This is a genomic window from Anaeromyxobacter sp. PSR-1 (genome assembly GCF_000964525.1).
Classification (GTDB): Bacteria; Myxococcota; Myxococcia; order Myxococcales; family Anaeromyxobacteraceae; genus Anaeromyxobacter.
In genome coordinates this window covers 1-26,556 of record NZ_BAZG01000048.1, presented here as the reverse complement: position 1 = coordinate 26,556, position 26,556 = coordinate 1, and the positions used below count along the sequence as shown (strand labels likewise).

General features: G+C 74.2%; 26 protein-coding genes, 1 other RNA gene and 1 pseudogene. 12 read left to right on the top strand and 16 right to left on the bottom strand.

Annotation, left to right across the window (positions count from 1 at the left end; all coding sequences use genetic code 11):
- The 3 genes from PSR1_RS09965 to PSR1_RS09955 form a co-directional block, all read right to left on the bottom strand.
- Window positions 1-1,628, bottom strand: a 1,628-nt coding sequence (locus PSR1_RS09965) for an Ig-like domain-containing protein (protein ID WP_152643336.1), incomplete at its 3' end; no start/stop codon positions are given.
- Between the two features lie 10 nt (window positions 1,629-1,638).
- Window positions 1,639-2,595 (bottom strand): hypothetical protein, encoded by a 957-nt coding sequence (locus PSR1_RS09960; protein ID WP_059437434.1) that lies wholly within the window; start codon window positions 2,593-2,595, stop codon window positions 1,639-1,641.
- Between the two features lie 273 nt (window positions 2,596-2,868).
- A complete protein-coding gene (locus PSR1_RS09955) occupies window positions 2,869-3,483 on the bottom strand; it encodes a peptidylprolyl isomerase (protein ID WP_059437433.1) in 615 nt (204 codons plus the stop codon).
- A gap of 128 nt (window positions 3,484-3,611) precedes the next feature.
- Between PSR1_RS09955 and sigJ the strand changes: the two genes are divergently transcribed.
- From sigJ to aqpZ, 5 genes and pseudogenes are all read left to right on the top strand, one after another.
- The gene (sigJ, locus tag PSR1_RS09950) at window positions 3,612-4,475 is read left to right on the top strand and encodes an RNA polymerase sigma factor SigJ (protein WP_059437432.1); all 864 of its coding nucleotides are present in this window, start codon (window positions 3,612-3,614) and stop codon (window positions 4,473-4,475) included.
- 113 nt (window positions 4,476-4,588) lie between these two features.
- Window positions 4,589-4,921 (top strand): annotated as a pseudogene (locus tag PSR1_RS25010) (RidA family protein); the annotation flags it as partial.
- Window positions 4,908-5,054, top strand: a complete 147-nt coding sequence (locus PSR1_RS24515) for a RidA family protein (protein ID WP_237757899.1) — start codon at window positions 4,908-4,910, stop codon at window positions 5,052-5,054. The pseudogene PSR1_RS25010 and the gene PSR1_RS24515, both read left to right, overlap by 14 nt.
- Window positions 5,055-5,184: 130 nt before the next feature.
- Window positions 5,185-6,915: a hypothetical protein gene (locus tag PSR1_RS09940; RefSeq protein ID WP_059437431.1), complete on the top strand. Its 1,731-nt coding sequence runs from the start codon at window positions 5,185-5,187 to the stop codon at window positions 6,913-6,915.
- Window positions 6,916-7,066: 151 nt separating this feature from the next.
- The gene (aqpZ, locus tag PSR1_RS09935; protein ID WP_059437430.1) at window positions 7,067-7,804 is read left to right on the top strand and encodes an aquaporin Z; all 738 of its coding nucleotides are present in this window, start codon (window positions 7,067-7,069) and stop codon (window positions 7,802-7,804) included.
- 16 nt (window positions 7,805-7,820) lie between these two features.
- Here the strand turns inward: aqpZ and PSR1_RS09930 are convergent, their stop codons facing one another.
- The gene (locus PSR1_RS09930) at window positions 7,821-8,792 is read right to left on the bottom strand and encodes an RDD family protein (protein WP_059437429.1); all 972 of its coding nucleotides are present in this window, start codon (window positions 8,790-8,792) and stop codon (window positions 7,821-7,823) included.
- 115 nt (window positions 8,793-8,907) lie between these two features.
- Window positions 8,908-9,567: a class I SAM-dependent methyltransferase gene (locus tag PSR1_RS09925; protein ID WP_059437428.1), complete on the bottom strand. Its 660-nt coding sequence runs from the start codon at window positions 9,565-9,567 to the stop codon at window positions 8,908-8,910.
- Between the two features lie 159 nt (window positions 9,568-9,726).
- On the opposite strand from PSR1_RS09925, the gene PSR1_RS09920 reads away from it, so the two are divergent.
- Complete coding sequence (locus tag PSR1_RS09920) at window positions 9,727-10,101, top strand: DUF1428 domain-containing protein (RefSeq protein WP_237757898.1); 375 nt, start codon at window positions 9,727-9,729, stop codon at window positions 10,099-10,101.
- A 17-nt stretch (window positions 10,102-10,118) separates the two neighbouring features.
- Here the strand turns inward: PSR1_RS09920 and rnpB are convergent.
- Both rnpB and nth read right to left on the bottom strand, forming a co-directional pair.
- Window positions 10,119-10,528, bottom strand: an RNA gene (gene rnpB, locus PSR1_RS09915) — RNase P RNA component class A.
- A 43-nt stretch (window positions 10,529-10,571) separates the two neighbouring features.
- Window positions 10,572-11,252, bottom strand: coding sequence for an endonuclease III (gene nth / locus PSR1_RS09910; RefSeq protein WP_059437427.1), 681 nt, complete (start codon window positions 11,250-11,252; stop codon window positions 10,572-10,574).
- Window positions 11,253-11,587: 335 nt separating this feature from the next.
- Here nth and pssA point away from each other — a divergent pair, with 335 nt between their 5' ends.
- Genes pssA through PSR1_RS09895 form a run of 3 tightly spaced genes read left to right on the top strand, consistent with a single transcriptional unit; the run spans window position 11,588 to window position 14,295 of the window.
- On the top strand, window positions 11,588-12,442 hold the full coding sequence (gene pssA, locus PSR1_RS09905; protein WP_059437426.1) for a CDP-diacylglycerol--serine O-phosphatidyltransferase: 855 nt from the start codon (window positions 11,588-11,590) through the stop codon (window positions 12,440-12,442).
- A 3-nt stretch (window positions 12,443-12,445) separates the two neighbouring features.
- Entirely contained in the window at window positions 12,446-13,069 is a 624-nt protein-coding gene (locus PSR1_RS09900; protein ID WP_237757897.1) for a phosphatidylglycerophosphatase A, read from the top strand.
- Complete coding sequence (locus tag PSR1_RS09895) at window positions 13,069-14,295, top strand: CinA family nicotinamide mononucleotide deamidase-related protein (protein WP_059437425.1); 1,227 nt, start codon at window positions 13,069-13,071, stop codon at window positions 14,293-14,295. The genes PSR1_RS09900 and PSR1_RS09895 overlap by 1 nt, the downstream gene beginning before the upstream one ends.
- 13 nt (window positions 14,296-14,308) lie before the next feature.
- Here the strand turns inward: PSR1_RS09895 and PSR1_RS09890 are convergent, their stop codons facing one another.
- The gene (locus PSR1_RS09890) at window positions 14,309-14,767 is read right to left on the bottom strand and encodes a hypothetical protein (RefSeq protein ID WP_059437424.1); all 459 of its coding nucleotides are present in this window, start codon (window positions 14,765-14,767) and stop codon (window positions 14,309-14,311) included.
- A gap of 90 nt (window positions 14,768-14,857) precedes the next feature.
- Here PSR1_RS09890 and PSR1_RS09885 point away from each other — a divergent pair, with 90 nt between their 5' ends.
- Both PSR1_RS09885 and PSR1_RS09880 read left to right on the top strand, forming a co-directional pair.
- Complete coding sequence (locus PSR1_RS09885; protein WP_059437423.1) at window positions 14,858-15,346, top strand: DUF1285 domain-containing protein; 489 nt, start codon at window positions 14,858-14,860, stop codon at window positions 15,344-15,346.
- A 75-nt stretch (window positions 15,347-15,421) separates the two neighbouring features.
- The gene (locus PSR1_RS09880; RefSeq protein WP_059437422.1) at window positions 15,422-18,547 is read left to right on the top strand and encodes a hypothetical protein; all 3,126 of its coding nucleotides are present in this window, start codon (window positions 15,422-15,424) and stop codon (window positions 18,545-18,547) included.
- 72 nt (window positions 18,548-18,619) lie between these two features.
- Here the strand turns inward: PSR1_RS09880 and recA are convergent, their stop codons facing one another.
- The 8 genes from recA to PSR1_RS09840 all read right to left on the bottom strand — a co-directional run bounded on the left by recA (window position 18,620) and on the right by PSR1_RS09840 (window position 26,088).
- Entirely contained in the window at window positions 18,620-19,660 is a 1,041-nt protein-coding gene (recA, locus tag PSR1_RS09875) for a recombinase RecA (RefSeq protein ID WP_059437421.1), read from the bottom strand.
- A 58-nt stretch (window positions 19,661-19,718) separates the two neighbouring features.
- Window positions 19,719-21,221, bottom strand: a complete 1,503-nt coding sequence (locus tag PSR1_RS09870; protein WP_237757896.1) for a YifB family Mg chelatase-like AAA ATPase — start codon at window positions 21,219-21,221, stop codon at window positions 19,719-19,721.
- Between the two features lie 159 nt (window positions 21,222-21,380).
- Window positions 21,381-22,061, bottom strand: coding sequence for a uracil-DNA glycosylase (locus tag PSR1_RS09865; RefSeq protein WP_059437419.1), 681 nt, complete (start codon window positions 22,059-22,061; stop codon window positions 21,381-21,383).
- A gap of 86 nt (window positions 22,062-22,147) precedes the next feature.
- Window positions 22,148-23,701 carry a tetratricopeptide repeat protein gene (locus PSR1_RS09860; RefSeq protein WP_059437435.1) on the bottom strand — a complete coding sequence of 518 codons (1,554 nt, stop codon included), beginning with the start codon at window positions 23,699-23,701 and terminating at the stop codon, window positions 22,148-22,150.
- 265 nt (window positions 23,702-23,966) lie between these two features.
- Entirely contained in the window at window positions 23,967-24,554 is a 588-nt protein-coding gene (locus tag PSR1_RS09855) for an ATP/GTP-binding protein (RefSeq protein WP_011422681.1), read from the bottom strand.
- 2 nt (window positions 24,555-24,556) lie between these two features.
- Window positions 24,557-25,036, bottom strand: coding sequence for a roadblock/LC7 domain-containing protein (locus tag PSR1_RS09850; RefSeq protein ID WP_011422682.1), 480 nt, complete (start codon window positions 25,034-25,036; stop codon window positions 24,557-24,559).
- A gap of 140 nt (window positions 25,037-25,176) precedes the next feature.
- The gene (gene recR / locus PSR1_RS09845) at window positions 25,177-25,773 is read right to left on the bottom strand and encodes a recombination mediator RecR (RefSeq protein ID WP_059437418.1); all 597 of its coding nucleotides are present in this window, start codon (window positions 25,771-25,773) and stop codon (window positions 25,177-25,179) included.
- Between the two features lie 3 nt (window positions 25,774-25,776).
- Window positions 25,777-26,088, bottom strand: a complete 312-nt coding sequence (locus PSR1_RS09840; RefSeq protein WP_059437417.1) for a YbaB/EbfC family nucleoid-associated protein — start codon at window positions 26,086-26,088, stop codon at window positions 25,777-25,779.
- Window positions 26,089-26,303: 215 nt separating this feature from the next.
- On the opposite strand from PSR1_RS09840, the gene PSR1_RS24510 reads away from it, so the two are divergent.
- On the top strand, window positions 26,304-26,556 hold a 253-nt coding region (locus tag PSR1_RS24510), incomplete at its 3' end, for a hypothetical protein (protein ID WP_237757895.1).

Below are 26,556 nucleotides of genomic sequence, written 5' to 3'. Positions count from 1 at the left end.
TCGGGCGTGGTCGCCGTGTCCGGCGCCGCGACCGGCGGGCCGTCGTCCACCGCGGTCACGGTGATCGTCACCGTCGCGGTGGCGATCTGCCCCTCGCGATCCGCCACCCGGTACGTGAAGACCTCCGTGCCCGACCAGTCCGGCGCCGGCGCGTACGCGAGGCTGCCGTCCGGGTTCACCGTCGCCGTGCCCTGCGCGGGCGCGGTCGCGAGCGTCACCACGGAAGGCAGGTCCGCCACGGTGTCGTTCGCGAGCACCGCGATGACAGGGAGCGCCACGTCCTCGGCGGTCGAGACCGCGTCGGCCACGGCCACCGGCGCGCCGCTGTCGGCGGGCTGCACCGTGATGCGGACCGTGGCGGAGGCGGTCTGCCCGTCGCCGTCCGTCACCTGGTACACGAGCTGGTCCGGGCCCTCGTAGCCGGGCTCGGGTGCGTACGTGATCGTCCGGTCGGGATTGAGCGAGGTGGTGCCGTGCGCGGGCGGCGCGAGGACGGCCAGCGCCCCGACGCGGTCCGTCACCGTGTCGTTCGCGAGGACGTCGAGCGGGGACGGCGTGCCCTCGATGACGGTCCGGTCGTCGTCCACCGCGACGGGCGGGCCGTCGTCCACCGCGGTCACGGTCACGATGACGACGGCGGTGTCGGTCTCCCCCCCGGCGTCGGCCACCTGGTAGACGAACGTGTCCGTGCCGAACCAGTCCGCCGCCGGCGCGTAGGTCACGGTGCGGTCCGCCTGGACGGCGGCGGTCCCGTGCGCCGGCGGCGAGGCGATCGCGACGGCGGTGTCCGCCTCGATGCCGGTGTCGTTCGCGAGCACCGGGATGCCGACCGGCGCGTCCTCGGGCGTGGCGGCCGCGTCGTCGAGCGCGTCCGGCGGATCGAGGTCGCCCGGGTCGTTGGTGGCGTCGCCCAGGTTCGCGGGGATGCCGACGTAGCAGCCGAAGTCCGCGTTGAGCGAGTACGTCTGCGCGTTCGTGCCGCCCCAGACCACGAAGTCCTGGGTGAGGTCGAGCCCCGCCGCCGCCAGCGTCGCCTTCGGGATCCGGAGGGTGATGAACCAGTCCGGATCGCCGCCGAAGCGGCTGCCGTCGCCCGTCTCGCGGACCGCCCAGTAGTCGCCCGCCGGCGTGAAGTCCTGGATCAGCGCGTCGGCGGGATCGCGCGGGTTGGTGGGGTCCTTCACCGTGTTCGCGAGCCACTGCACGTGCGTGGTGCTGTCGATGTTGCCGTCGGCGGTCAGCATGAACTCGTACGTGTCGAGATCGCCGTCGGTGTCCACCAGCACGTCCCAGCTCGAGGGCTGGAGCAGGGTGGTGCTCCCGGGCTTCCGCGGATCGCCGCTGACGCGCATGCGGAAGTAGACGTTGGCCGCGTCGGCGGCCCGGTAGAACGCCGGGTGCGTGGCGTCGCCCACGATGTCGCGGGTGGCGAGGCCGGTCTCGGCGTCGCCGGCGACGTCCCCCTGGCCCTCCCCCGCGCAGAGGAACGCGCGGAAGCTCGCGTCCGGCGGGAGCGCGGCGATGGCGTCGGTGCGGGCGGCGGCGGGCCGCGCGGGCGACGAGCGGCTGCAGGCCGCGACGGCGAGCGCGGCGAGGACGAGGCCGGCGAGTCGGTTCGTGCGGATCATGGCGCGCTCCTCACAGGGACTGCGTGGGCTTCGTCTGGTCCACCGGCGCCCGCGGCAACGCGAACTGCACGCCCGCGAAGACGCGCCAGTCGGGCGTCCCCCAGCCGCTCTGCAGGCCCATCCCGCCGCCTGCGAGCAGGCGCAGCGCGCCGACCGGCTCGAACGCGCCGTAGCCGCGCAGCTCGATGGAGGTCTCGTCCGAGCGCTCGAACGGACGCGCCGCCGACACCGCGGCCGCGAGCGCCAGCCCGGCCTCGAGCGGCAGCCGCGTGCGCGGCCTCAGGTCGTACGCCGCGCCGACCTGCGCGGTGAGCTCGCTGCCGAGCTTCGCGTCGAGGAGCGGCCGCGACTCGCGCACCACCGCGCCCGCGCTCGCCGCCACCCGCGCGGCCCCGAGCGCACGCGACGCCGCGAGCTCGGGCTGGAACGTCACCTCCGAGCCGATGAAGCCGCTCGAGCCGAGCGGGACCGAGAGGCCTGCCAGGACCGCGAGGTCGAGCCCGTGCCGCCCGGCCCGGAGCAGCTGCACCTTCGGCACGAGGCGCAGCGAGCCCACGCCGAACGCGTCCAGCGAGCCCGTGCCCGAGGCGGAGCCGGACCCGGGCGTATGTTCCTGGGCGAGCACCACCGGGACCTCGATCGTGAGCTGGGCGCGGTCGAGGATGCCGACCGTCGCCGCGAGCGCGCCGCTGACTCGGTCGCCCACCACCGAGCCCACCCGCAGCCCGTCCATCCGGTGGAGCACCAGCGGATCGTTCGCGTAGCCGAGCCAGGCCGCGCCGGACATCGAGAGGTGCGGGACGGCGCCGCCGCCCTCCACGCTCAGGACGCCCGAGCGATCCGCCACGAGCCGCATGCGGTCGAGCGTGGTGGAGTCCGCGTCCGCCCCGCGCGCGTCCGGCGCCTCCGCCGCGATCACCACGGCACACGCCACGAGCGCCAGCCGCCAGCCATTCCGTCGCGCCATGTCCGCCCCCCCGAGCAGTCTCGACGCGATCGAGTCTCCGCTTCGGGCGGGGCAGCGCCAATGCCGCGCGCATGGCGCAGCCGATGGTCGTGTGGGAGCGGCTCCTGCCGTCGGATCGCGGGACCCGCGGCGCCCGAGGCGTCCCACGGGCGAGCGGCAGCGAGTTCACGAACCGTCACGCGATGCGGCGGGCGGTCGCTGCCGGCGCCCGCCGCTCGAGCGCCGACGGCGAGAGGGTGGCTCACGTGCCACGCCGCGGCGCCGAACGCCCGCCTACCTCCGCGCCGGCGTCGCAGCGCCCCCGCCGACGACCCTCGCGGCCAGGATCCGGATCGGCGGCGAGAGCGCCTGCTCCTTCGCCGGCGCCCGGTGGATGCGCCGCACCACGTCCATGCCCCGCACCACCCGGCCGAACGCGGCGAAGCCCTGGCTGTCCGGGTTGCGCCGGCCGCCGAAGTCCAGCTCCGGCTGCGGGCCCACGCAGACGAAGAAGTCGCTGGTGGCCGTGTCCGGCCCCGCGCGCGCCATCGAGATCGCGCCGTCCACGTGGCGCAGGCCGGTGTCGCGCGTGCGCTCCAGCCGGATCGGCGCCTGGTCGCGGTCGGCCTGCGCCGGCGCCACGCCGGCCTGCACGACGTCGATCTTCACCGCGCTGCCGGGCTGGTTGCCCGCCCGCACGGTGCGGTGGAACCGGCCGCCGTCGTAGCGCCCCTCGCGCACGTAGCGCAGGAAGTTGGCCACCGTCGCCGGCGCGCGCGCCGCGTCGAGCTCCAGCTCGAGCTCGCCGAGCTCGGTGGTCATCACGACGTGGACCGGCGCCGCAGCCGGCGCCGCCGAGGCCGAGGGGGCAGCGGCGAGGAGCAGCGCGAGGACGGGGAGCGAGCTCATGCGGGCACGCTAGCGCGAAGGACGTCGGGCGCGCGCTCCTCTGCGCACGATCTCCTGCCCCAACCGGGACGTCACGCGGCCGATGTGCCGCTCGTCGCCCGGCCCGACACTCGGAAGCCCGGAGGACCATGACTCGCGACACGACGTTCGAGGAAGCCCGGCCGCTGCTGTTCGGCATCGCCTATCGCCTGCTCGGCTCGCGGGCGGAGGCCGAGGACGCCGTCCAGGACACGTTCCTCCGGTGGCACGCGGCGGACCGCGGCGCCGTGGAGAACGCCCGGGCGTGGCTGACGAGCGTCTGCACGCGCCACTGCATCGACCTCATGCGCGCGGCGGATCGATCCCGGGTCGACTACGTCGGCGCGTGGCTGCCGGAGCCGGTGCACGCCGCGGAGGCCACCTCGCCGGAGGACGTGGCCGCGCTCGACTCGTCGCTGTCGGTGGCGTTCCTGATGCTCCTGCGGCGCCTCGCGCCGAAGGAGCGCGCCGCCTACCTGCTGCACGACGTCTTCGAGCTGGACTACCGGGAGATCGCCGCCGTCCTCGGCATCCGGGAGCCCGCCTGCCGCAAGCTCGTCTCGCGGGCGCGGGCGTCGGTCGCGAGCGGGCGGTACGCGCAGGCGCCCGCCAGGGAGCGGCAGGAGGAGCTGCTCCGCGCGTTCCAGCAGGCCGTCTCCGAGGGCGCCACCGATCGCCTGAAGCAGCTCCTCGCGGAGGACGTGGAGCTGCGCGCCGACGGCGGAGGGAAGGTGGCCGCCGCGGAGGCGCCCGTCCTCGGGCGCGACGCGGTGCTCGGGTTCGTCGGCGGCGCGCTCCGGGAGTACTGGAGCGCGTACCGCTGGGAGATGACCGAGCTGAACGGGACCGTCGCGGCGATGCTGTGGCTCGGCGACCAGCTGGCGGCGACCGTGAGCTTCGGGTGGGACGAGGAGCGGCGCGCCCGCGCCGTCTACATCGTGCGCAACCCGGACAAGCTCGCGGCGCTGGGCTGACGCGCTCCCGTTCCCGCCCCGGGGTGCACGTCACGGCGGCGCAGGCTGGTTCGTCGTGGGCGCGAAGCACGAAGCCGACGACGTCTCCAACCCTCGATCCCAGGCCCATTCCCATGAACCCCGCCGTCCTCGCAGCCCTGCTCGCCATGCTCCCGCCCCAGCCGCACGCCAAGACCGTCCACAATCCCGCGCAGCTCTTCGATCCCGCCCCCTACGGCTTCTCGCACGTCACCTCGGTCCCGGCCGGCGGCCGCCTCGTGTTCGTGGCCGGCCAGGGAGGCGAGGAGGACCGGCAGGGCAAGCTCACCCCCGACTTCCGCGCCCAGGTCCGCCAGGCGCTGCGGAACGTCCAGACCGCGCTCCGGTCGCAGGGCGTCGAGATGGGCGCGGTCGTCAAGGTGACGACGCTGGTGGTGGATCACGACGCCGCAGGTGATCATCGAGGAGTTCGAGCGGATGTGGCCGGCGAAGGACTTCCCGGTGAACACGCTCATCCCCGTGCCGCGGCTCGCGCTCGACGGGATGCTCGTCGAGATCGACGCCGTCGCGGTGGCGAGCGCGAGGCCTCCGGCGCGGTGAGGAGCGCCGCGGGGCCGCGCACGCGCTCGCTTCGCACTTCGCGTGCGCGACCGTCGGCCGCGGGGCCCGAACTCGACGGACGCAGGGTTGAATGGTGGGATCGGGTCAACCCTCCCAGGAGCCGCCCAGCATGGCCCGCGCCCTTCGTCGCCTCCTCCCCGTCGTCGCGGTCCTGGCGGTGCTCGGCGCCGCCCTCGGAGGCTGCTCGGGCGGCGGGGGCGACCCGCCCGCGGACCCGTGCGCGGGCGTCTCCTGCGACGACGCGAACCCGTGCACCGACGACGCGTGCGCCGCGGGCCAGTGCACGCACGCCGCCAACGCCGCGCCCTGCGACGACGGTGACGCGTGCACGACCGGCGACGTCTGCGCCGGCGGCGCGTGCGGCGGCGCGGCGGTGGAGTGCCCGGCGCCGCCGAACGCGCAGTGCTGGGACGCGCCCACCTGCGACCCTGCCACCGGCTGCCTGAACCACGCGAAGCCGGCCGGCGCGCCCTGCGACGACGGCAACGCCTGCTCCAGCGGCGACGCCTGCGACGCGGCCGGCGCGTGCGTCGCGACCGGCACCACGACCTGCGTGCCGCCCGGCGATCCCGCATGCTGGAGCGGCGTCTCCTGCGATCCCGCCACCGGCTGCTCGTTCACGCGCCGTCCGGCGGGCACGCCGTGCGACGACGGGAACGCGTGCACGGCCGGCGACGCGTGCTCGGCGAGCGGGGCGTGCGCGCCCGGATCCGCCGTGAGCTGCCCGTCGGGCCCGTGCCAGCGCGCGACCTGCGCGCCGGCGACCGGCTGCGCGCTGGAGGCGCTCGCGGACGCGACGCCGTGCGAGGACGGCAACGCGTGCACCACCGGCGACGCCTGCGCCGGCGGCGCCTGCGTCGGCTCGGCCCTCGACTGCGGCGACGGGAACGCCTGCACGATCGACACCTGCGACGGCACGATGGGCACCTGCACCCACGTCCCGGCGGCGCCCGGCACCGCGTGCGACGACGGCAACGCCTGCACGAGCGCGGATGCCTGCGACGGCTCCGGCGCCTGCGCCGGCGAGCCGCTGGCCTGCCCGCCCACCGACGCGTGCGTCGCGGGCTCCTGCGACCCGGCCAGCGGCAGCTGCGCGTACGCGCCGATCTCGTGCGACGACGGGAACGCGTGCACCGTGGACGCCTGCGACCCGGCGACGGGCTGCGTCCACCCACCGAAGAGCTGCTCGGACGGAGACGCGTGCAGCCTGGATTCCTGCGACCCGGCGACCGGCGCCTGCATGCACAGGGCGCTCGTCTGCGACGACGGGAACGCGTGCACGCTCGACGCCTGCAGCAGCGCATCGGGGTGCGTGTACCAGCCGCGGAGCTGCGCGGACGCCGACGCCTGCACCGTGGACGCGTGCAACCCGAGCAGCGGCTGCGAGCACGTGCCCAAGGTGTGCGCGGACGCGGACCCCTCGACCACCGACACCTGCGACCCGGCCACGGGTGCGTGCATCCACACGCCGACGTTCCCGACCGTCTCGGTCTCGCCGGTGGCCCTGGCCACGTACCAGTTCGTGTGTGGTCAGTATCCGTGCGGCACGTACTGCTGTGACTGGAACCTGTTCGGCCGGTGCACCGGCACCTGCACGAGCTACTGCCCGCAGTACTGCAACCAGCTCCAGTCCTTCACCATCACGAGCGCGCCCGCCGGGATCTCGTGCAGCGCCGGGCCGAACGGCGTGAGCGGAGCCTGCAGCGCGCCGTTCCCGAGCGGCACGACCGTGACGCTGTCGTCCACGTCCGGCGGGACCGTGTTCTCCGGCGCCTGCACCGGAACCGCGTCCTGCACGATGGTGGTGAACCAGCCCGCGAGCGTCACCGCGACCAACTGAGCCGGCGGGGGACGGCCGGACGGGTCAGGCGGGGCGGCACCGGACCGCACCCGTCGGTCGCGCTCGGACGGCCCGCCGCCGCCCCACACGCTTCGTGCTATCGGTGCGACCGGAAGCTCACGTCGCTGGCACGCACGCGCGGAGGTCGCCCATGCCCTTGACCCACAGGGTGGCAGCGGAGTTCGTCGGTACGTTCTGGCTCGTCCTCGGCGGCTGCGGCAGCGCGGTGCTGGCGGCCGCGATCCCGGAGCTCGGGATCGGCTTCCACGGCGTCGCGCTGGCGTTCGGCCTGACGGTGCTGACGATGGCGTTCGCCATCGGGCACGTGTCCGGCTGTCACCTCAATCCTGCCGTGACCGTGGGGCTCACCGTGGCGCGCCGGTTCCCGGGCGCCGACGTCGGCCCGTACGTGGTCGCGCAGGTGCTCGGCGCGGTGGCCGGCGCGGGCGTCCTGTACCTCATCGCCTCCGGCAAGGCGGGCTTCGACGTCTCCGCCGGCTTCGCGTCGAACGGCTACGCCGAGCACTCGCCCGGCGGCTACGCGATGGGCGCGTGCTTCCTGACCGAGCTCGTGATGACGTTCGCGTTCCTGTTCGTGATCCTGGGCGCCACCGACGAGCGCGCGCCGAAGGGCCTCGCCCCGGTCGCGATCGGACTCTGCCTGACGCTCATCCACCTCGTCAGCATCCCCGTGACCAACACGTCGGTGAACCCCGCCCGGTCCACCGGGCCGGCGCTGTTCGTGGGCGGCTGGGCGCTCGGGCAGCTGTGGATGTTCTGGATCGCGCCGATCGTGGGCGCGGCCCTGGCCGGCGTCGTCTACCCCCTCATCGCCGGCGGCCGCGCTGCGCACCGTCGAGCGGAGGCCCGGCCCGCCGCGACGGCGTGAGCGGTCGGACGCGCTCCTAGCGCCCCAGCTCGGCGCGCCACTGCTCCGGCGTGTGCACGAAGTTCTGGTCGTGCGTGAGTCGCGCGACCCCCACGTCCCAGCCGCGCACGACGGTGACGCCGACCGTCGGTGCGCTCGCGGCGTCGGCGTAGTGATCCAGCATGGCGGCGGCGACCTGCCTCGCCGCCTCGGGGACGTCCTCGGATCGTCCCCCGTAGCAGACGACGCCGGAGACGACCTTCGACGTGCCTCCCGCGCGCCAGGTGGTGACGGTCTTGACCTGCATCGAGTTCACGCCCGGGATCGACGCGACCCGGTCGAACAGGACGGGAGGGGTCTCGTTCGCCGTCAGTGCGGGAGCCCAGACCACCATCGCCGTCGCCCCTGCCGCCACCAGCGCGATCCACACCGCGCTCGCGACCATCGGCCGGCGGGTGCTCGAGGCGGCGACGGGCAGGCCGACGCGACCCGCCTCGACGACGTAGCTCCCGACGAGGAGGTCGTGCAGGCCCTGTCGCGTGGGACGGTTCAGGAGGACGGTTCCGAGGGTCGCGCCCCCCAGGCCCAGGACGAGGACGCCCGTGACCCACAGCGCCGCGACGGCCACCGGTCCCGACAGGCGGAAGGTGACGCCGTTGATCATGCCGGGCAGTGAGATCAGGAGAGCGCGGACGAACGCTCGCGACGCTGGCAGGCACCGGCCGTCGGCGTCCACGACCCGGAGCCGCAGCAGCCGCTTCCCGAGCGTCTGCCCGTTCCCGATCTCGCTCCCCAGGATGCCGAGGTACGGGACGGCGACGAGCAGCCCGAGGAGCCGCGCCGGCGTCCCGATGGGCGCGAACCGCTCGCCGAGCAGCAGGCCCAGGGGGAAGCCGATCGCGGCGAGGACGAGCGTGTCCACCAGCCATGCGGCGAGCCGGCGCCAGAGGCCGGCGAAGCGTGCTGCGACGGGCTGCGTCTCGAGAACGGGCTCCGCGAGCGGCTCCATGCATCCCCCCGTGCGATGCGCGCGTGAACGGGGCCTCGTTCACCGTGCGCGGACTCCGGCGTCGAGACGGTCGCATCACGGATCGTCCGGGTCAAGGCCGTCCGGCGGCGGCCGCTCACGCCCGCGCGGTGAACGCCACCGCGAACGCGCGCGCGATGCCGGTCAGGGAGCGGCGGCGGACGTCGCTCAGCCCGGCGGCCTCCATCGCGCGCACCACGTCCTCGGGACGGTGCCGCGGATACCGGAACAGCAGGCGGAAGGGCAGGTCCGGGGCGAGCGGCCGCGTCGTCACGAGGACGACCCGCGCGCCCGGCCGCGCCACGCGCGCCAGCTCGCGGATCGCCGGCGCCGGGTCGGCGAGGTGGTCGAGCACGAGCGCGGAGAGCACCAGGTCCATCGCCGCGTCGCGGACCGGCAGCTCGCGGACGTCGGCGCGCCCGAGGAGCGGCGTCACGCCGCTGCGACCGAGCCTCGCGGCGGCCCGCGCCAGCAGCCGCGGCGACAGGTCCACCCCGTGCACGCGAGCGCGGGTTCCGATCGCCCGGACGGCCGCCTCGCTGAACAGGCCCGCACCGATGCCGCAGTCGAGGACCTGCGGCGACGTCGCCGAGAAGCGCCCGTCGTCGGCGAGCGACGCGAGCAGCTTCCGGTACGCCCGTGCGTAGGTGAGGACGTGCAGGAAAGAATCCCAGTACCACGCCGTCGCGTCGTAGATCCGGGCGAGCCAGGAAGCCCGTTCCGCGCTGCGCGCCGCATGGACGTCCGCACGCTCCATGACCGTACTCCGGCGAGTCCCTTAACGGTGGAGCGCCGCGTGCACCACCTGCGCGCGCCGGATGCAGCCGCCTGGGGCGCGCAGGATTGCTCCGCGTGAAAGGGACCTGGAACCGGACTACGCTCTTCGTTCGGCGCCCTCGACGCGGACCGGACCGGCGTGACGGGCGACCAGGAGGTGCTCATGCCCGGCTACGTGGACGGCTTCGTCATCCCCATCCCGAAGAAGCAGGTGAAGGCCTACCTCGCCATGGCGAAGCTGGGCGCCAGGGTCTGGAAGGACCACGGCGCGCTCGGCTACCGGGAGTGCATCGCCGACGACCTGAAGGGCTTCGGCCAGGGCTTCAAGAAGATGGCCGGTCTGAAGGCCGGGGAGACGGTGGTGTTCTCCTTCATCCTCTACAGGTCGCGCGCCCACCGCGACCGGGTGAACGCGAAGGTCATGAAGGACCCGCGCATGGCCGGCGTGACCACGATGCCCTTCGACGTGAAGCGCATGGCCATGGCCGGGTTCGAGGTGCTCGTGGGGTGGTGACGCGCAGCAGTACGAAAGACCGGAGCCGCCCTGTAAGCCGGGTTCTGTTCCGCGGGAAACCCCGCGGCGACGAACATTCATCTCGGACGCGCGTTGCCGCGCGTCTCCAGCGAGCATACCCGGAGGCCTGGACCGGGCCGGTCTTGCCCTCCCGCTCGCGCGGGTGGGACGCCTCCCTATTCGCTCTTGCACCGCGTGGGGTTTGCCGTGCCGCGCCGGTCACCCGGCGCGCGGTGCGCTCTTACCGCACCGTTTCACCCTTGCCACGCACGCCGGTCGCCCGGCGCCGTTCGGCGGTCTGTTCTCTGTGGCACTTTCCTGCGGGTCGCCCCGACCGGCCGTTGGCCGGCACGCTGCCCTGTGGTGCCCGGACTTTCCTCGGCGGCCCCCTTCCCTGCAGGACCGACGCGTTCGCCCGGGCGGCTCCGGCGAGGCGGATGTAACACGGGCCCCGTGCCCCGGCAATCGACCTAGCGGCGCATGGCGGCCGGGACCCCGCGCTTCGGGCAGAGGTCGGCCACCACGCACCGCGAGCAGGTGGGGGCGCGCGCCGCGCAGGTCCGGCGACCGTGCCACACGAACAGCTGGTGCCCCCTGCCCCAGCGCGCCTCGGGCAGGAGCGCCATCAGGTCCCGCTCCACGCGGTCGGGGTCCTGCTCGCGCGTGAGGCCGAGCCGGCGCGAGACGCGGCCGACGTGCGTGTCCACCGGGAACGCCTCCGCGGCGCCGAGGTGCACGAGCACCACGCCGGCGGTCTTCCGCCCGACCCCGGGCAGCGCCTCGAGCCCCTCGCGCGTGCGGGGCACGCGCCCGCCGTGCTCGCGCGCGATGGCGTCCATCGCGGCCACGATCGCCTTCGCCTTGTTCCGGAACAAGCCGAGTGAGCGGATGTAGGGCCAGAGCTCCTCCGGCTGCGCGGCCGCGTAGGCGACGGCGTCGGGGAAGCGCGCGAACAGCGCGGGGGTCACCTTGTTCACCCCGGCGTCGGTGCTCTGCGCGGAGAGGATCACCGACACGAGGAGCTGGAGATCGTCCTGGAAGGCGAGCGCGATGCGCGCCTCGGGCATGGCCGCGTCGAGGCGGTCCACGATCTCGGCGGCGCGGGCGCGGGCCTGCGCGCTCGGCGCGCGGGACCGTGGGCGGGGCGGCATGCGGGCGCGGATGCTAGCACCGGCGGGCGCGCGGGCGGGCCGCCGGAAGGAAGAAGGCGCCCCGGCGCGGCGGCCAGGGCGCCTTTCCCACACCCTCCCCCGCGGAAGGCGGCGGATGCGGCGAGGCGATGGTGGATATCGTGGCCTGCAGGCGCGATGCGGTCAAAGCCCTCACCGGGCCAGGCGGCGGCGCGGTGTCCCGTCCTCACTCGACAAACGGGCCCGCCCGTGCCAGCCTCTGCGCTCGCAAAGGGTCCCGCGGGGGTGCGGGCCGTCGCTCGGCACGCCGCTCCAGGGAAAGGCCCTCGTCGCGCGCCATCGGAGGATCGCGCTTCATGCAGATCAACCTGCGCAAGGCGATGTTCGTGCTGCCGAACCTGTTCACGGTCAGCTCGATCTTCCTGGGCTTCTACGCGCTCACGCTGTCCGCCGGCGAGGCCACCCCCGCCCAGCTCTACCAGGCGGCCCTCGCCATCTTCTTCGCCATGTTCTTCGACGCGTTCGACGGCCGCGTCGCGCGCATGACGAAGACGCAGTCCGACTTCGGGGTCCAGCTCGACAGCCTCGCCGACGTCATCTCCTTCGGCGCGGCCCCGGCGCTGCTCGTCTACAAGTGGGCGCTCGCCCCGCTCGGCTTCGTCGGCCTGTTCTTCTCCTTCGCCTTCGCCGCCTGCGGCGCGCTCCGCCTGGCGCGCTTCAACGTCCTCGCGCAGCGCGGCGACAAGGGCTCGTCCGCCTTCTTCGTCGGGCTCCCCATCCCGCTCGCCGCCGGCACCATCACGGCGCTCGTCATCGCGCACTACAAGGAGTTCGGCGCGGCCACCAACCCGGCCACCCGCGTGCCGGTGCTGGTGGTGGTCGCCCTCCTCTCGTTCCTGATGGTCTCGACCGTCCGCTACCGCACCTTCAAGGACGTGCACCTCTCCGCGCGCAGCCTTTCGGCGTTCGTGCTGGCGAGCGCGGTGGGCCTGGCGGTGGCGTACGCGACCCGCGCCTCCTTCGCGCTGGTCGTCTACATGGGCGCGTACATCGCCATGGGCCTGGCCGAGTCGCTCTTCGAGAAGGCCCGGACGCTCGACCGCAGCCGGCTGCCGCCGGCCGTGCGCGCCGAGCTCGACGCCGACGAGGCGCTCGAGCCCGGCCCCGAGGACGTGGACGGGGACAAGGCGGAGCAGGACGAGTACATCTAGCGCGTGACCACGCCGCCCCCGCCCGCGCCCGGCCCGGCCATGCCCGCGCCGGGCGCGTCCACCCCCGGCCTCCTCTCCCGCCTCCGCGCCCGCGGCCTGAAGCGCGGCCCGAGCCCGAAGGGCCCACCCGGCCCGGCGGTGCTGTTCGCCGCGTGGGGTCCCTGCGGCTACGCGCCGGTCGCGCCCGGAACGTTCGGCACGCTCGGCGCCATCCCGCTCTACTGGGCGCTCAGCTGGCTCACCTGGCCCGCGTACCTCGCCGCCACCGCGGCGCTCACCGTGCTCGGCATGGTGGCGGCGCACCGCGCCGGCCGTTACTGGGGGGTGGCCGACGCCTCGCCCATCGTGGTGGACGAGGTGGCCGGGTACCTCGTGACCATGGCGCTCGTCCCGTTCTCCTGGCCCGCGGCGATCGCCGGCTTCGTGCTGTTCCGGATCTTCGACGTGCTGAAGCCCTGGCCCGCGTCCGCCTTCGACCGCGTGAAGAACGGCTTCGGCGTGGTGATGGACGACGTGGCGGCCGGGGTGTTCGCCTGGTGCGCGCTGCAGTTCGTGCAGCTCGCGCTGCGGCTCCTCGCCGGCTGCGGGACGGTGTTCCACTGGTGGTGCGCGGAGGTGGGGTCGTGATGCAGGTGGAGATCCTCGCGACCGGGGACGAGCTGCTCACCGGGCAGGTGGTGGACACGAACTCGCCCTGGCTGATGGACCGGCTCTGGGACCTGGGCCTCATGGTCCGGCGCAAGACGCTGGTGGCCGACGACCGCGACGACCTGCGCGCCGCCCTCCTCGAGACGACCGCGCGCGCCGACCTGGTGGTGATGAGCGGCGGGATGGGCCCGACCGAGGACGACCTCACCTCCGAGTGCGTCGCGGCGGTGCTGGGTGTGCCGCTGGAGCGCCACGAGCCGTCCATCGAGCTGCTGCGCGAGCGCTTCCGCAAGCTGGGGCGCACGCTCACGCCGAACAACGAGAAGCAGGCCTGGTTCCCGCGCGGCGCGGAGGTGATCCCGAACCGCTGGGGCAGCGCGCCGGGGTTCACGGCGCAGGTCGGGCGCGGGCGGGTGGTGTGCCTGCCCGGCGTGCCGGTGGAGTACCGCGGCCTGTGCGACGAGTGGGTGCTGCCGCACGTGCGCGCCCGCCTGGGCGAGGTGCCGTCGGCGGGCCTCGTGAAGCTGTTCGCGGTGCCCGAGTCCCACGCCGACCACGCCATGCGCCCGGTGATGGACGACCCGGCCAACGCCGGCGTCCGCTTCGGCTACCGCGCCCACTGGCCGGAGGTCCACGTGAAGTGGACCGTGCCCGGGCCGGACGCGGCGGCCCGCGCCGCGCGCATCCGCGAGCGCGTGCTCGGGATCTTCGGCGAGCAGGTCTTCGGCGAGGGCAAGGACGAGCTGCCCGACCTGGTGGTGGCGCGCCTCGCCGCCCGCGGCGAGCGCGTGGCGCTGGGCGAGTCCTGCACCGGCGGGATGGTGGCGGAGCTGCTCACCTCGGTGCCGGGCGCCTCGGCGGTGCTCGACCTCGGCGTGGTCGCCTACGCGAACGCCGCCAAGGAGCAGGTGCTGGGGGTGCCGGCAGAGCTGCTCGCGGCGCACGGCGCGGTGTCGGAGGCGGTGGCGCGGGCGCTCGCCGAGGGGGCGCGCCGGACCGCCAGCGCGGCCTGGGGCGTCGGCATCACCGGCATCGCGGGGCCGAGCGGCGGCACGCCGGAGAAGCCGGTCGGCACGGTGCACCTCGCGGTGGCGGGCCCGTCGGGCACCGAGGCCGTGGCGCGCGCCTACCGCGGCGACCGCGACCGGGTGCGCCGCCAGGCCGCCTACGAGGCCCTCAACCTGCTGCGGCTCGCGCTCCGCTGAGGCGCGCCCCGCCTCAGGGTGAGGGCGGCGCGGCGAGCTCGACGCAGAACGCCTCGACGAAGCGATCCCAGGTGACCTGGGCGGCGCCGCTCGCCATGAGCGCCTCGTAGGTGCGCGTGGCGGGCTCGAGGAGCTCCGGCAGCGGCCGCGGCGCGTACCGGGCGGTGAGCCCGCCGTCCTCGAGCACCCGGCGCACCAGCGCCTGCACGTTCACCGCGCGCCCCTCGAGCTTGCCCTGGCGGTCGATGAGCCAGCCCACCAGCTGCCCGATCCGCTCGCGCACCGCCACCCGCACGCCGGCGCCGCCGGCGGCCAGCGCCTCGTTCACCGCGTCCGGCGCGGCGTCGCGGACCACCACCCAGGTGAGCGAACGCTCCGCGGCATAGCCCGCGCGCTGCAGCGCGGCGAGACAGCGGGCCTCTTCCTCGGGCGGGCAGCGGATGCGGACCACGGGCTCGGTGCGGGGGCTCACGGGCCCCGTTCGTACCCTCGCGCCGCCCGGCGCGCAACGCCGTCCGCGCGCGGCCCGCGGCCGGCGCCGCGCCGCGCTATCCTCCGGAGCGTGTCCGAGGGCGCTCCCGACCCCGCCGCGCTGGAGCTGCTCCGCTCGCGGAGCGGCCTCTCCATCGACGCCGAGGGCCGGTTCCTGCACCGCGGCGAGCCCATCACCCACGCCCGCACGCTGGAGGTGCTGTGGCGGTCGCTCGCGCGCACGCCCGACGGGCGCTACGAGGTCGCCATCGGCCGGGAGCGCGCCTACGTGCAGGTGGACGAGGCGCCGTATGCGGTGCGCGGCGCGACCGAGGACCCTGGCGGCGGCGCGCCGCTCCTGCACCTCTCCGACGGCACCGCGGAGCCGCTCGACCCGGCCACGCTGTCGCTCGGCGCGGACGGCGTGCTGCGCTGCGCGGTGAAGGGCGGCGCCCACCGGGCCCGCTTCACCCGCGCGGGCCACGTGTCGCTCGGCCTGATGCTGCGCGAGGACCCTCCCGGGTCGGGTGACTACGCACTTTTCGTGAACGGCACGCGCTGGCCGGTGACGGTGTCGTAGTCGCACGGACGGTGCCCGGCGCGGTATCCTTCCGGTTGCTCGCCCGGCGGCGGGCCCGACCGTTACCTTCAAAAAATGAGAAGACTCGTCGCGCTCTGGGCGCTCGCCATCCCGCTTGCGGCCGCGCCCCAGGGGTTCCAGCTCCGGGCGCCGTCGCTGGCCGACGCGTTCCAGACCATGGATCGCATCGAGGCGCGGCAGGTCGAGGGGCGCGTCGAGGACGGGCTCGAGCAGACCTACATCCTCCCCGAGCGGCCCGGCCAGAACCAGGTGGCCTGGTACGGCTTCGACTGGCACTACCTCGACGTCCCGCCCCCGGGCGGCGGCAAGGGCGGCATCCGGCTCTACTACTACGAGACCGAGCTGGCCCAGGCGAAGCGCGCGCTGCCCGCCATCCGCAGCGCCTACGCGCGCCTGGTGGACGCGTTCCACTACAACCCGACCCGGCGCATCCCGTACATCCTCTACGCCACCCAGCGCGAGTTCCAGACGCAGAACGTGTTCGCGGTGACCGAGTCGGTGCTGGGCGTGACCTCGCCCGAGGACCTGAAGATGACGGTCCCGTACTTCGGCGATCACTCCCGGTTCACCGAGGTCTCCACGCACGAGATGGTGCACCAGTTCACCATCCAGAAGCTGATGGAGGCCGCCGGCGCCGAGGACATCGGCTCGCCCATCCAGTACCTGCCGCTCTGGTTCATCGAGGGCATCGCCGAGTACTACACGAAGGGTGGAATCGACGTCGAGACGGACCTGTACCTGCGCGACCTGGTGTGGAACCCGGATCCGCGGCGCGGGTACGAGATCCTCGCGTTCCAGGACGACCGCTACCGCGGCTACATCCCCACCTACAAGCTGGGCCAGGCGCGCGTCGCCTTCATCGCCGAGGAGTACGGGCGCGAGAAGATCCAGGGCTTCCTGGAGAGCGCGTACCTGCTCGCGGACGACGGCGGCCGCGGCGGCGGCGGCGGGGGGCGGGGCTTCGCCGCGCTGGTGCGGCGGGTGCTGAACGAGCCGGTGGAGCAGGTGGACGCGCGCTGGAGGGCGTGGCTCAAGAAGCGCTACTACCCGGCCTACCTCGCCTCGCGGCAGGACCTCTCGGCGGTGCGCGAGCTGCGCCAGCTCCCCGGCGAGCCCGAGGACTTCACCACCTCGCACGACGGCACGCTCGTGCTCTACCGCGCCATCGACCGGCGCCGCGGCCGGGCCAGCCTGTACCTGATGGACGTGCGCAGCCCGCGCAGCGCGGTGGAGGTGGCGACCGACAGCCAGCCCGGGCTCGAGTCGCTCCACCCCATCGACTACTCGGTCGGCGCGGTCGCGGACGGCGTCCTGGCCTTCTCGGCGCAGGACGGGATCGGCGACGCGCTGTACGTCCAGCGCTTCCGGCACAAGTTCACCGAGGGCCGCACCGCCCGCTTCCAGCTCGGGAAGCGCCGCAAGCTCGACCTCCGGCCGCCCAGCGGCACCCGCTTCATCACCGTCGCCGACCCGACCTTCTCCGCCGACGCGAGCCACCTCGCGTTCGTGGGCGTGGCCGAGGACGGGCAGCAGGACGTCTACGTGGTGCCGGTGACCGGGGGCGTCGCCCGCCGGCTCACCAACGACGGCTACACCGAGAAGGACCTGCACTGGGGCCCCGACGGCCTCTACTGCGCCTCCGACGCGACCGACCACGGCCGGCTCAACCTGTTCCGCATCGACCCGGCCACCGGCGCGCGCACCCGGCTCACCACCGCGCCCTCCACCGACCGGCACCCGTACCCGCAGGCGGACGGCTCGGTGCTGTTCTCGTCGGACGCGCGCGGCAAGCCCGACCTCTACCTGCTGAAGGGCGGCGCCATCCAGCGCCTCACCGACTTCACCACCGGGCTCACCAGCCCGGCGGTCGCGCCCAAGGCGCGCGGCGTCCTCGCCAGCACCTTCAACGGCGGCCTGTTCCGCATGGTGGAGGTGCCCCGGGTCGCGTGGCTGGAGGAGCCGCCCACGCCCGTGGCGCCGCCCGCCGGCGACGTGCTCGAGATCCCCTCGACCGACTTCCCGGAGTCCGTGCCCGCCTACCGCGCCACCTCCATCCGCAACTGGCGGCCGGAGGGCGGGTTCGTCTACGGCGGCGGCGCGGGCAGCAACGTCGCCGGCCGCGCCGCGGTGCTCTTCTCCGACCTGCTCCGCGACCACGTGCTGTTCGTGGACCTCTCGATCTACGGCTCGTTCGACTACACGCAGGCGATGGTGCTGTACGAGAACCGGGCGCGGCGCCTGAACTGGGCGCTCGGCGGGTTCCACTTCGTCCAGCAGCAGATCGACCGGCTCGACTACAACCTCGCCTACTACCAGCGCGACTTCGGCGTGGTGGGCGCGCTCCGCTACCCGCTCGACCGGTTCCGGCGCCTCGAGCTGGAGCTCACCGTCGGAGGCGTGCAGCGCTACTGCCTCACCGACTTCTCCGGCGCGGGCTTCCTCGTCTGCAAGGGCATCCAGCTCCAGGGCGGCGTCTACCGCGACACCGCCGACTGGGAGCGCCAGAACGGCGGCGTGAACTTCACCGTCAACCCGGCGGTGCGCTACGGCTTCGACACCATCCGCTACGACGCGTTCACCGGGCCGCTCGCCGGCACCTCGCTCCTGCTCGAGCTGGGCGGCGGCTACCTGCCCGGGCGGAGCGCCGTGCACGGGTCGGCGCGGCTCGACGCGCAGAAGTACTGGCAGCTGGTGGGCCGCTCCAACTTCTCCTTCCGGTTCGCGGGCGGCACCACCTTCGCGCCGAGCGGGAAGAGCGAGGTCTGGCAGCGGAGCTTCTGGCTCACCTCGGGCGACAACCTGCGCGGCTTCTCGCCGTTCGACCTCGCCTACCTCATCGGCCAGCACTACTACGTCGTGAACGCCGAGCTGCAGTTCCCGCTCGACCCGCTCATCCGCCTGCTCATCTTCGACTACCTGGAGGGCGTGGCCGCGCTCGACTTCGGCAGCGTGTTCAACCGGTTCGAGGACCGGGTGGACGCCGCCGGCACCATCCTCGAGCCGGGCGCCTGGGAGTCGCGCACCCTCACCGGCGTGCTGGGCGTGAACGTGCTGTTCGGCCCGCTGCTCCTGCGCGTGCACTTCGGCCACCCCTTCGACATCGGCGGCATCAAGACGCCGGCGATGCAGGAGGGGACGAAGTGGGTGACGAACGTGACGCTCCGGTACTTCTTCATGTGACCGCGCGACGGCGCGCGAGGGCGGCCGCGCCCGGGGGCCCCGGGCTCGCCGCCCCTCGCCGCCGCGGCTCCCCTACCCGGCCGCCTCGGCGGCGACGACCGAAAGCGGGGTCGGCGGGCCCTGGGTGCCCGGCGCCTTGATCCGCTCCACCAGCCGCTCGAAGGCCGCCGGGTTCGCCCGGAGCCACTCCGCGGCGCGCTCGCGGCCCTGCCCGATCCGCTCGCCCTCGAGCGAGAAATGGGCGCCGGACTTCTCCACCGCCCCGCGCTCGACCCCGAGGTCCACCGCCTCGGCGAAGCGGTCCACGCCCACGCCGTAGCGGATGTCGAACTCGGCCTCGCGGAACGGCGGCGAGACCTTGTTCTTCACCACCTTCACCCGCGTGCGGCTCCCCACCACCGCGTCGCCCTCCTTCACCTGGCCGATGCGCCGGATGTCCATGCGCACCGAGGCGTAGAACTTGAGCGCGTTCCCGCCGGTGGTGGTCTCCGGGTTCCCGAACACCACGCCGATCTTCATCCGGATCTGGTTGATGAAGACGACGAGGGTCTGGTTGCGCGAGACGACGCCGGTGAGCTTCCGGAGCGCCTGGCTCATGAGGCGCGCCTGCACGCCCATGTGCGCGTCGCCCATCTCGCCCTCGATCTCCGCCTTCGGGACGAGCGCCGCCACCGAGTCCACCACGATGACGTCGCAGGCGCCGGAGCGGACCAGCTGCTCCGCGATCTCGAGCGCCTGCTCCCCGGTGTCCGGCTGCGAGACGAGCAGCTCGGCCAGGTTCACGCCCAGCTTCCGCGCGTAGCCCACGTCGAGCGCGTGCTCGGCGTCGATGAACGCGGCCACCCCGCCCGCCTTCTGCGCCTCCGCGATCGCGTGCAGGGCGAGCGTCGTCTTCCCCGACGACTCCGGCCCGAAGATCTCCACCACCCGCCCGCGCGGGAGCCCGCCCACGCCGAGCGCCAGGTCGAGCCCGATGGAGCCGCTCGGCACCACCGGCATCGCCGCCGGCGCCTCCGCCTCGGACAGCCGCATGATGCTCCCCTTCCCGAACGCCTTCTCGATGCTGGCCACGGCCACGCCCAGCGCCTTCGTCCTCTCCGTCAGCTTGCTCACGTCGCTGCCTCGCTTCTCCCGCCGGCGGCGGGGTTGGTGCCGCCCGCGGGCGGCGTGGTCACAGGAGCGGGCGGTCCAGGGCGCGGTACTGGATCGCCTCGGCCACGTGCGCCGCCTTCACGGCGCCGTCGCCCTCCAGGTCGGCGATGGTGCGCGCCACCCGCAGCACCTTGTCGTGGGCGCGGGCGGACAGGCCGAGCCGCGCCACCGCGTCGTCGAGCAGCCGGCGCCCGGCCGCGTCCGGCCCGCAGATCCGGCGCAGCGCCTCGCCGCGCAGCCGCGCGTTCACCGGCGCGGTGCGCGGGCCGGCCCGCGCCGCCTGGCGCTCCCTCGCCCGCGCCACGCGCGCGCGCACCTCGGCGCTCGGCACCCCCGGGGCGCCGCCGGACAGGAGCGCGGGCGGCACCGCCGGCACGTCCACGTGCAGGTCCACCCGGTCGAGCAGCGGGCCGGAGATGCGCCGCCGGTACTGCACCAGCTCGTGCGCGGTGCAGTGGCAGGCGCGGGTGCGGTTGCCGTGGTGGCCGCACGGGCACGGGTTCATCGCCGCCACCAGCATCACCTGCGACGGGTAGGTCACCGAGCGTCCCGCGCGCGCGATGCACACCTCCCCGTCCTCCAGCGGCTGGCGCATCGCCTCGAGCACGTGCCGCCGGAACTCGGGCAGCTCGTCGAGGAACAGGACGCCGTGATGGGCGAGCGAGATCTCGCCGGGCCGCGGCACGGTGCTGCCGCCCACCAGGCCGGCGTCGGAGATGGAGTGGTGGGGCGCGCGGAACGGGCGCTCGGTGAGCAGCCCGCGGTGCCGGGTCAGCCCGGCCACGCTGTGGACGACGGTGGCCTCCAGCGCCTCCTCGAACGCGAGCGGCGGGAGCACGCCGGGGAGCCGGCGCGCCAGCATGGTCTTGCCGCTGCCGGGCGGCCCGAAGAACAGCAGGTTGTGCGCGCCGGCGGCGGCGATCTCGAGCGCGCGCTTGGCCCCCTCCTGCCCGCTCACGTCGGCGAGGTCGAGCGGCGACGCGGGGGGCGGCGGCGGCGGGGGCAGGCTGCGCAGGAGCGGCTGCCCCCCGCGCGCCCAGGCCACCACCTCGCCCAGGTGGCGCGCGGGCAGGACCTGGACGCCCTCGACCACGCTCGCCTCGAGCAGGTTCGCCTCCGGGACGAGGAGCGCGCGGGCGCCGGCCCGCCGCGCCTCGATCGCGAGCGGAAGGACCCCGCGCACCGGCTTCACCTCGCCGGACAGCGCCAGCTCGCCGACGAGGTGCACGCCCTCGAGCGCCTGCGCCGGGATCTCCTCCGCGCTGGCGAGCACGCCCATGGCCATGGGCAGGTCGAAGCCGGTGCCCTCCTTGCGCAGGTCGCCGGGTGCGAGGTTGACCGTCACCCGCTTCGACGGGAGCTTCACGCCCAGGTTCCGGATCGCGGCGAGCACCCGGACCTCGGCCTCGCGCACCGGCCCGGCCGCGAGCCCGACGATGTAGAAGCCGGGCATCCCGACCGTCGCGTCCACCTCGACGTCCACCGGGACGGCGTTCACGCCGAGCACCGCCCCGGATCGCACGCGCACGAGCATGCACGCGCGTTCAGCAGCCCGCGTGCCAGCGGCGCGCGCCGTGGATCCGCGGGCCCGGGCCCCGGGGCGCGGCGCGGCCGGTCCGGGGAACGTCCGGCGCGGCCGGCTCGCGGCCGCCTCCGCCGGCGCTCGCGCCGCGCTCGACGCTCAGCGCGCCAGCGCGACGGCGCGGGCGAGGACCGCGTCGATCATGGCCGGGGTGAGGCGGCCGGTCTGCGTGTTCTGCTGCGAGGGGTGGTAGCAGCCGAGCACCGCCGGCAGCCCGGGGAGGCGCAGCTCGGCGCCGTGCCCGAAGCGCGGCCGCGGGCGCGGGACCTCGCGGCCGGCGCGCCGCAGCGCGGCCAGGATCGCGTCCCACCCGACCGACCCGAGCGCGACGAGCACCCGCGGGGCGAGCAGCGCGAGCTCGCGGTCGAGGAACGGCGCGCAGCGCTCCAGCTCGTCGGGCGTGGGCCAGTTGTCGGGCGGCGCGCACCGGCAGGCGGAGGTGATCCAGGCGCCCTCGAGCGCGAGCCCGTCGTCGCGCGCCCGCGAGGTGGGCTGGCTGGCGAGCCCGGCCCGGTGGAGCGCCGCGTACAGGAAGTCGCCGGAGCGGTCGCCGGTGAACATGCGCCCGGTCCGGTTCGAGCCGTGGGCGCCCGGCGCCAGCCCGACCAGCGCGATGCGCGCGCGGGCGTCGCCGAAGCCGGGGATGGGCCGGCCCCAGTAGACCTCGTCGCGGTAGGCGCGCCGCTTCTCGCGCGCCACCTGCTCGCGCCAGGCGACCAGGCGCGGGCAGGCGCGGCAGCGGATGACCTCGGCGGCGACGGCGGAGAGCGTGTCGGCCATGCGGGAGGGCGGAAAAGGTGCGGCCCGGTCCGGCGGGTTCGTCCGCCGTCCGGGCCGCGTCCATCGCGGGCTCGCGCCCGGCGCCGCTACTTCTTCAGGCGCCGCTTCGCGTCCTCCACCTGGCTCTTCGCCACGGTGTCGGTGACGCCCTGCACGGCGACGGCGGCCGCGAACGCCTCCTGGGCCTTGGCGTTGTTCTTCGCGAACGAGAACAGCGTCCCGGCGCGGTAGAGCGCGCGGGCGGCGAAGTTCGGGTCGCCCTTCGCGCAGGTGGGGTCCTTGCCGAACACCAGGTACCGCTCGGCCGCGTCGGCGGTCTTCTTGGCGGTGTCGAGCTCGGCCGCGACGTTCTGGAGCGCCACGCAGCGGTTCGGATCGCCCGGCCACTTCTCCACGAACTCGGAGTACATGCGGGCCGCGCCGGCGTGGTCGCCCTTCTTCGAGTGCTGGGCCGCGAGCAGCAGCGCGTTCTGCGGCGCCACCTTCGAGTCCGGGAAATCCTTCAGGATGCGCTGGCGGAGCGCGCTCGCCTTGGCCGCGTCGCCGGCCTTGTCCCAGGCGATGGCGGCGTTGTGGAGCGCGCCGGCCACGTCGCCGCTCGCCGGATCGGCGGCGAGCGCCTCGAACGCCTTGGCGGCCTCGGCCGGCTTGCCGGCCTCGAGCAGCTTCTGCGCCTCGGCGAAGCGGGCGCCGGCCTCGGTGCGGCCGAGGTCCTGGAGGACCTTGTCGTAGGACGCCTTGGCCTTGGGATCGAGGCCGGGCTTCTGCATCTGCGCGGTCACCAGGTCGCGCACGCGCTTCGTGGCGGCCTCGTGCCCGGCGGCGTCCTTCGCGAACGCGAAGGTCTGCAGGTACAGCGGCGCGGCCGCCTCGACCACGTCGGCGTCGTCGGGCCAGCGCTGCAGCACCACCTCGAAGCGGCGGCGCGCCTCCTCCATGTTGTCGAACGCGTACTGCACCTCGGCCGCGATCAGCGCGAGCTGCTGCGGGGCGACCAGGCGCCGCTCGGCGGCGGGCTTCTGCTGCTCCGGGTCGGCGTCGATGTTCGCGAGGTACACGTCGGTCGTGTCCACGAACCGCTTCCACGCGCCCGGCGGCGTGCGCGGCTTCAGCGCCTCGCCCTTGCGCTGCTCGACGTAGGCCAGCTTGATGGGCTCGAGCTTGCCGGCCTTCACGTCCGCGTTGGCGGCCATGAGCCAGGCCTGCGCGGAGAGGTGGGCCGCCATCGCCTTGGTCTTCGGGCCGGCGTGCGGATCGGCGGCGGTCCGCTCGGCCGCCTGCGCCGCCTTGTCCCACTGCTGCGCCTGCATGAACAGCTCGGCGGCGCTGTAGCGGATGGGGATCTGGTACTCGTTCGCGCCGAAGCGGTCGTTGAAGTTGCCGAGGCCCTCGGCGGCGGTGGCCCACTCGGCGCGGGCCTGGTCCATGTTGCCGGCCTGGGCCGCGATGTCGCCGCGCCGCTTGTGGTCGAGCACGTCCGAGTAGAAGGCGCGCTCGGCGTCCTCCTGGATCGCGCTCGCGGTCGGCATCTTCTCGTCGGACTGCTTGAAGCGTTCCGCGGGCCCCTTGCCCGCGCCGCCGCCGGTGGCGCAGGCGGTCGCGAGGAGCAGGAGGGCCGCCATCCGGATCTTCGATGTCATGTTGAGCACCTCGTTCCAGTGTCTCGCTCGCCCCGTGGCATCCGCAGGCGGCGCACTTCGGACTCGCACTCAACCGGGCGGGCCGGTGGATCGACCGGTCGAACGGTTGGAATCCCGAGGAAATACGCCATCCCGGCGCGCACCGCCAGAACTAAAGTCGAGTCCGCTGGGGGCCGAGCGGCCCGCGCGGGCGCACGGGTGACGCACGCGGCCGCCGCGCGGACCGTCACGCTCCGGCGACTGCGCGCGGGCGCGCGGGGTCCGGCTAGCCGCCCTTCTTCAGCTCGGTGAGCACCAGCTTCGCGACCGACTTCAGCGTGTCGAACACGCCCACGCCGGTCGGTGCGACCGCCTGGAACTCCGGCACGCCGCGCGGGTTGAGCAGGCGGCGGAGCTCGTCCACGGTGGCGGTGTTGGGGAGGTCGCGCTTGTTGTACTGCACCACGTACGGGATCTTGTTGAGGTCGTAGCCCTGCTCGGCCAGGTTCACGCGGAGGTTCTCGACCGACTCGAGGTTCGCCTCCATGCGCTCGATCTGCGAGTCGGCCACGAACACCACGCCGTCCACGCCCTTCAGGATCAGCTTGCGGGAGGCGTCGTAGAACACCTGGCCCGGCACCGTGTACAGGTGGAAGCGGGTCTTGAAGCCGCGGATCTCGCCCAGCGACAGCGGGAGGAAGTCGAAGAAGAGGGTCCGCTCGGTCTCGGTGGCGAGCGAGATCATCTTCCCCTTCGCGTCGGGGTTGGTCTTCGCGTAGACGTACTGGAGGTTGGTCGTCTTCCCGCACAGGCCGGGGCCGTAGTAGACGATCTTGCAGTTGATCTCGCGCGAGCTGTAGTTGATGAAGCTCATGATCACTCGCTGAACAGATTGTCGATGTCGTCGTCGGTGATCTCGGCGAACGGGCTCGCGGCGCCGGGCGCGGCCTGCTTCCTGGCCAGCGCGTCGAACACCCGGGCGAGCTCCTCGCCCGCCTTCTTCACCCGCAGGCGCACGAGGCCGAGCGAGCTCTTCGCGTCGAAGATGACGACCAGCACCACCCGGCCGCCCACGATGCTCATGTGGAGCGATTCCTTCTCGCCCTCGTGGAACTGGTTCGGGAACTCCTTCTCGCCGATGAGCTTGGCGAGGCCGCCCATGGCCGCGACGTTACCCGCGGTGAGGGACGCGAGCGAGGTGGTGTCCAGGTTCTGGGCCTGCCCGCTCGACGCGATGAGCTGGCCGTTCTTGTCGACGAGGAACACGACCTTGGCGTTCGCGTCGCGCGTGAGCCGGTCGCAGATCCCGGCGATGAGCCGGAACTCCTCCTCGTACATCACCAAGCCGGAATTCATGGGCCGTCGCTCTCCGCGAAGATCCGAGTGATGGGCGAATACCAGGGAACCGTGCCGCGTTCAATCGGGGCCGGAGCGTGTAGCGCGATATCGCACCGGGGAGGCGATGCGGCGCGGACCGGAACCGTCGGCCGCCGCGCTCAGAGCTCGCGGCGGCCGGCCAGCGCGCGGGCCAGCGTCACCTGATCAGCGTATTCGAGATCCCCGCCCATGGGAACACCTTGGGCGATGCGGGTGACCTTGAGCCCCATCGGCTTCAGGAGCTTCGTCAGGTAGAGCGCGGTGGCCTCGCCCTCGACGTCCGGGTTCGTCGCCACCACGATCTCGTCGGCCGGCTCGCGCTCCAGGCGCACCAGCAGCTCGCGGATCTTCAGGTCGGACGGGCCCACGCCGTCGAGCGGCGACAGCGCGCCGTGGAGCACGTGGTAGCGGCCGCGGAACTCGTGGGTGCGCTCCACCGCCAGCAGGTCCGGCACGCCCTCCACCACGCAGATCGTCCGGGCGTCGCGATCCGGATCGCGGCAGATCGCGCAGGGATCCTGGTCGGTGAGCGTCTGGCACGTGGAGCACAGCCGCACGTCGCGCACCACGCCGGTGACGGCCGCGGCGAGGTCGCCGGCGTAGCCGGGGCCCGCCTTGAGGATGTGGAACGCCAGGCGCTGCGCGGTCTTCTCCCCGATGCCGGGGAGCTTCGCCAGCTCCTTCACCAGGCGCGCGATGGGATCCGCGACGGCCATCGATCAGCCGGCGATGCCCGGGATCTTGATGCCGCCGGTGGCCTTGCTCATCGACTCGTCGGCCGCCGTGCGCGCCTTCTCCACCGCCGCGTTCACCGCGGCGGTCACGAGGTCCTCGAGCATCGCCTTGTCGTTCGGGTCGATGGCCTTCGGGTCCACGGTCAGCCGGGTGACCTCGCACTTCCCGTTCATGGCCACCTTGACGAGGCCGCCGCCGCTCTCGGCCTCGACCGCGATCTCGGCGAGCTTCTCCTTCGCGTCCGCCATGGCCTTCTCCAGCTTCTTGGCCTGGCGCATCAGGTACTGGATGTCCATCACAGCTCCTCGATCCGGTCGATGGCGCCGTCCAGCACGCGGACGGCCTCCTGGATGTTGGGGTGGGCGCGCGCGGTGTCGCGCACCCGGGCCGAGCGGGCCATCCGCTCGGCGGCGTCGCTCGCGGCGATCGACGGCGCGGGCCGCGCCGGGGGGGCNCCTCGGCCGCCGCGGCGGGCGCCGCCGGCAGCGCCGCGATCGTCAGCGCCAGCCGGGTGGGACGCCCGAAGAAGCGGGCGAACACCGCCTCGATCTCGCCGCGCTTCCGCTCCGCGCTCTGCGCGTGGAAGCCGGGCGGGAGCTGCACCCGCACCTCGCCCTCCCCGAGGCCGAGCAGCGCCGCCTGCTTGAGCGACGCGGCCGCGGTCGGGCTCTCCTGCTCCACCTGCTCCACCGCCGCGCGCCAGCGATCGGCCGCGCTCGCGCCGGCGCCGGGGTCGGCCGCAGCGGGCGCGGGCGCGGCGGACG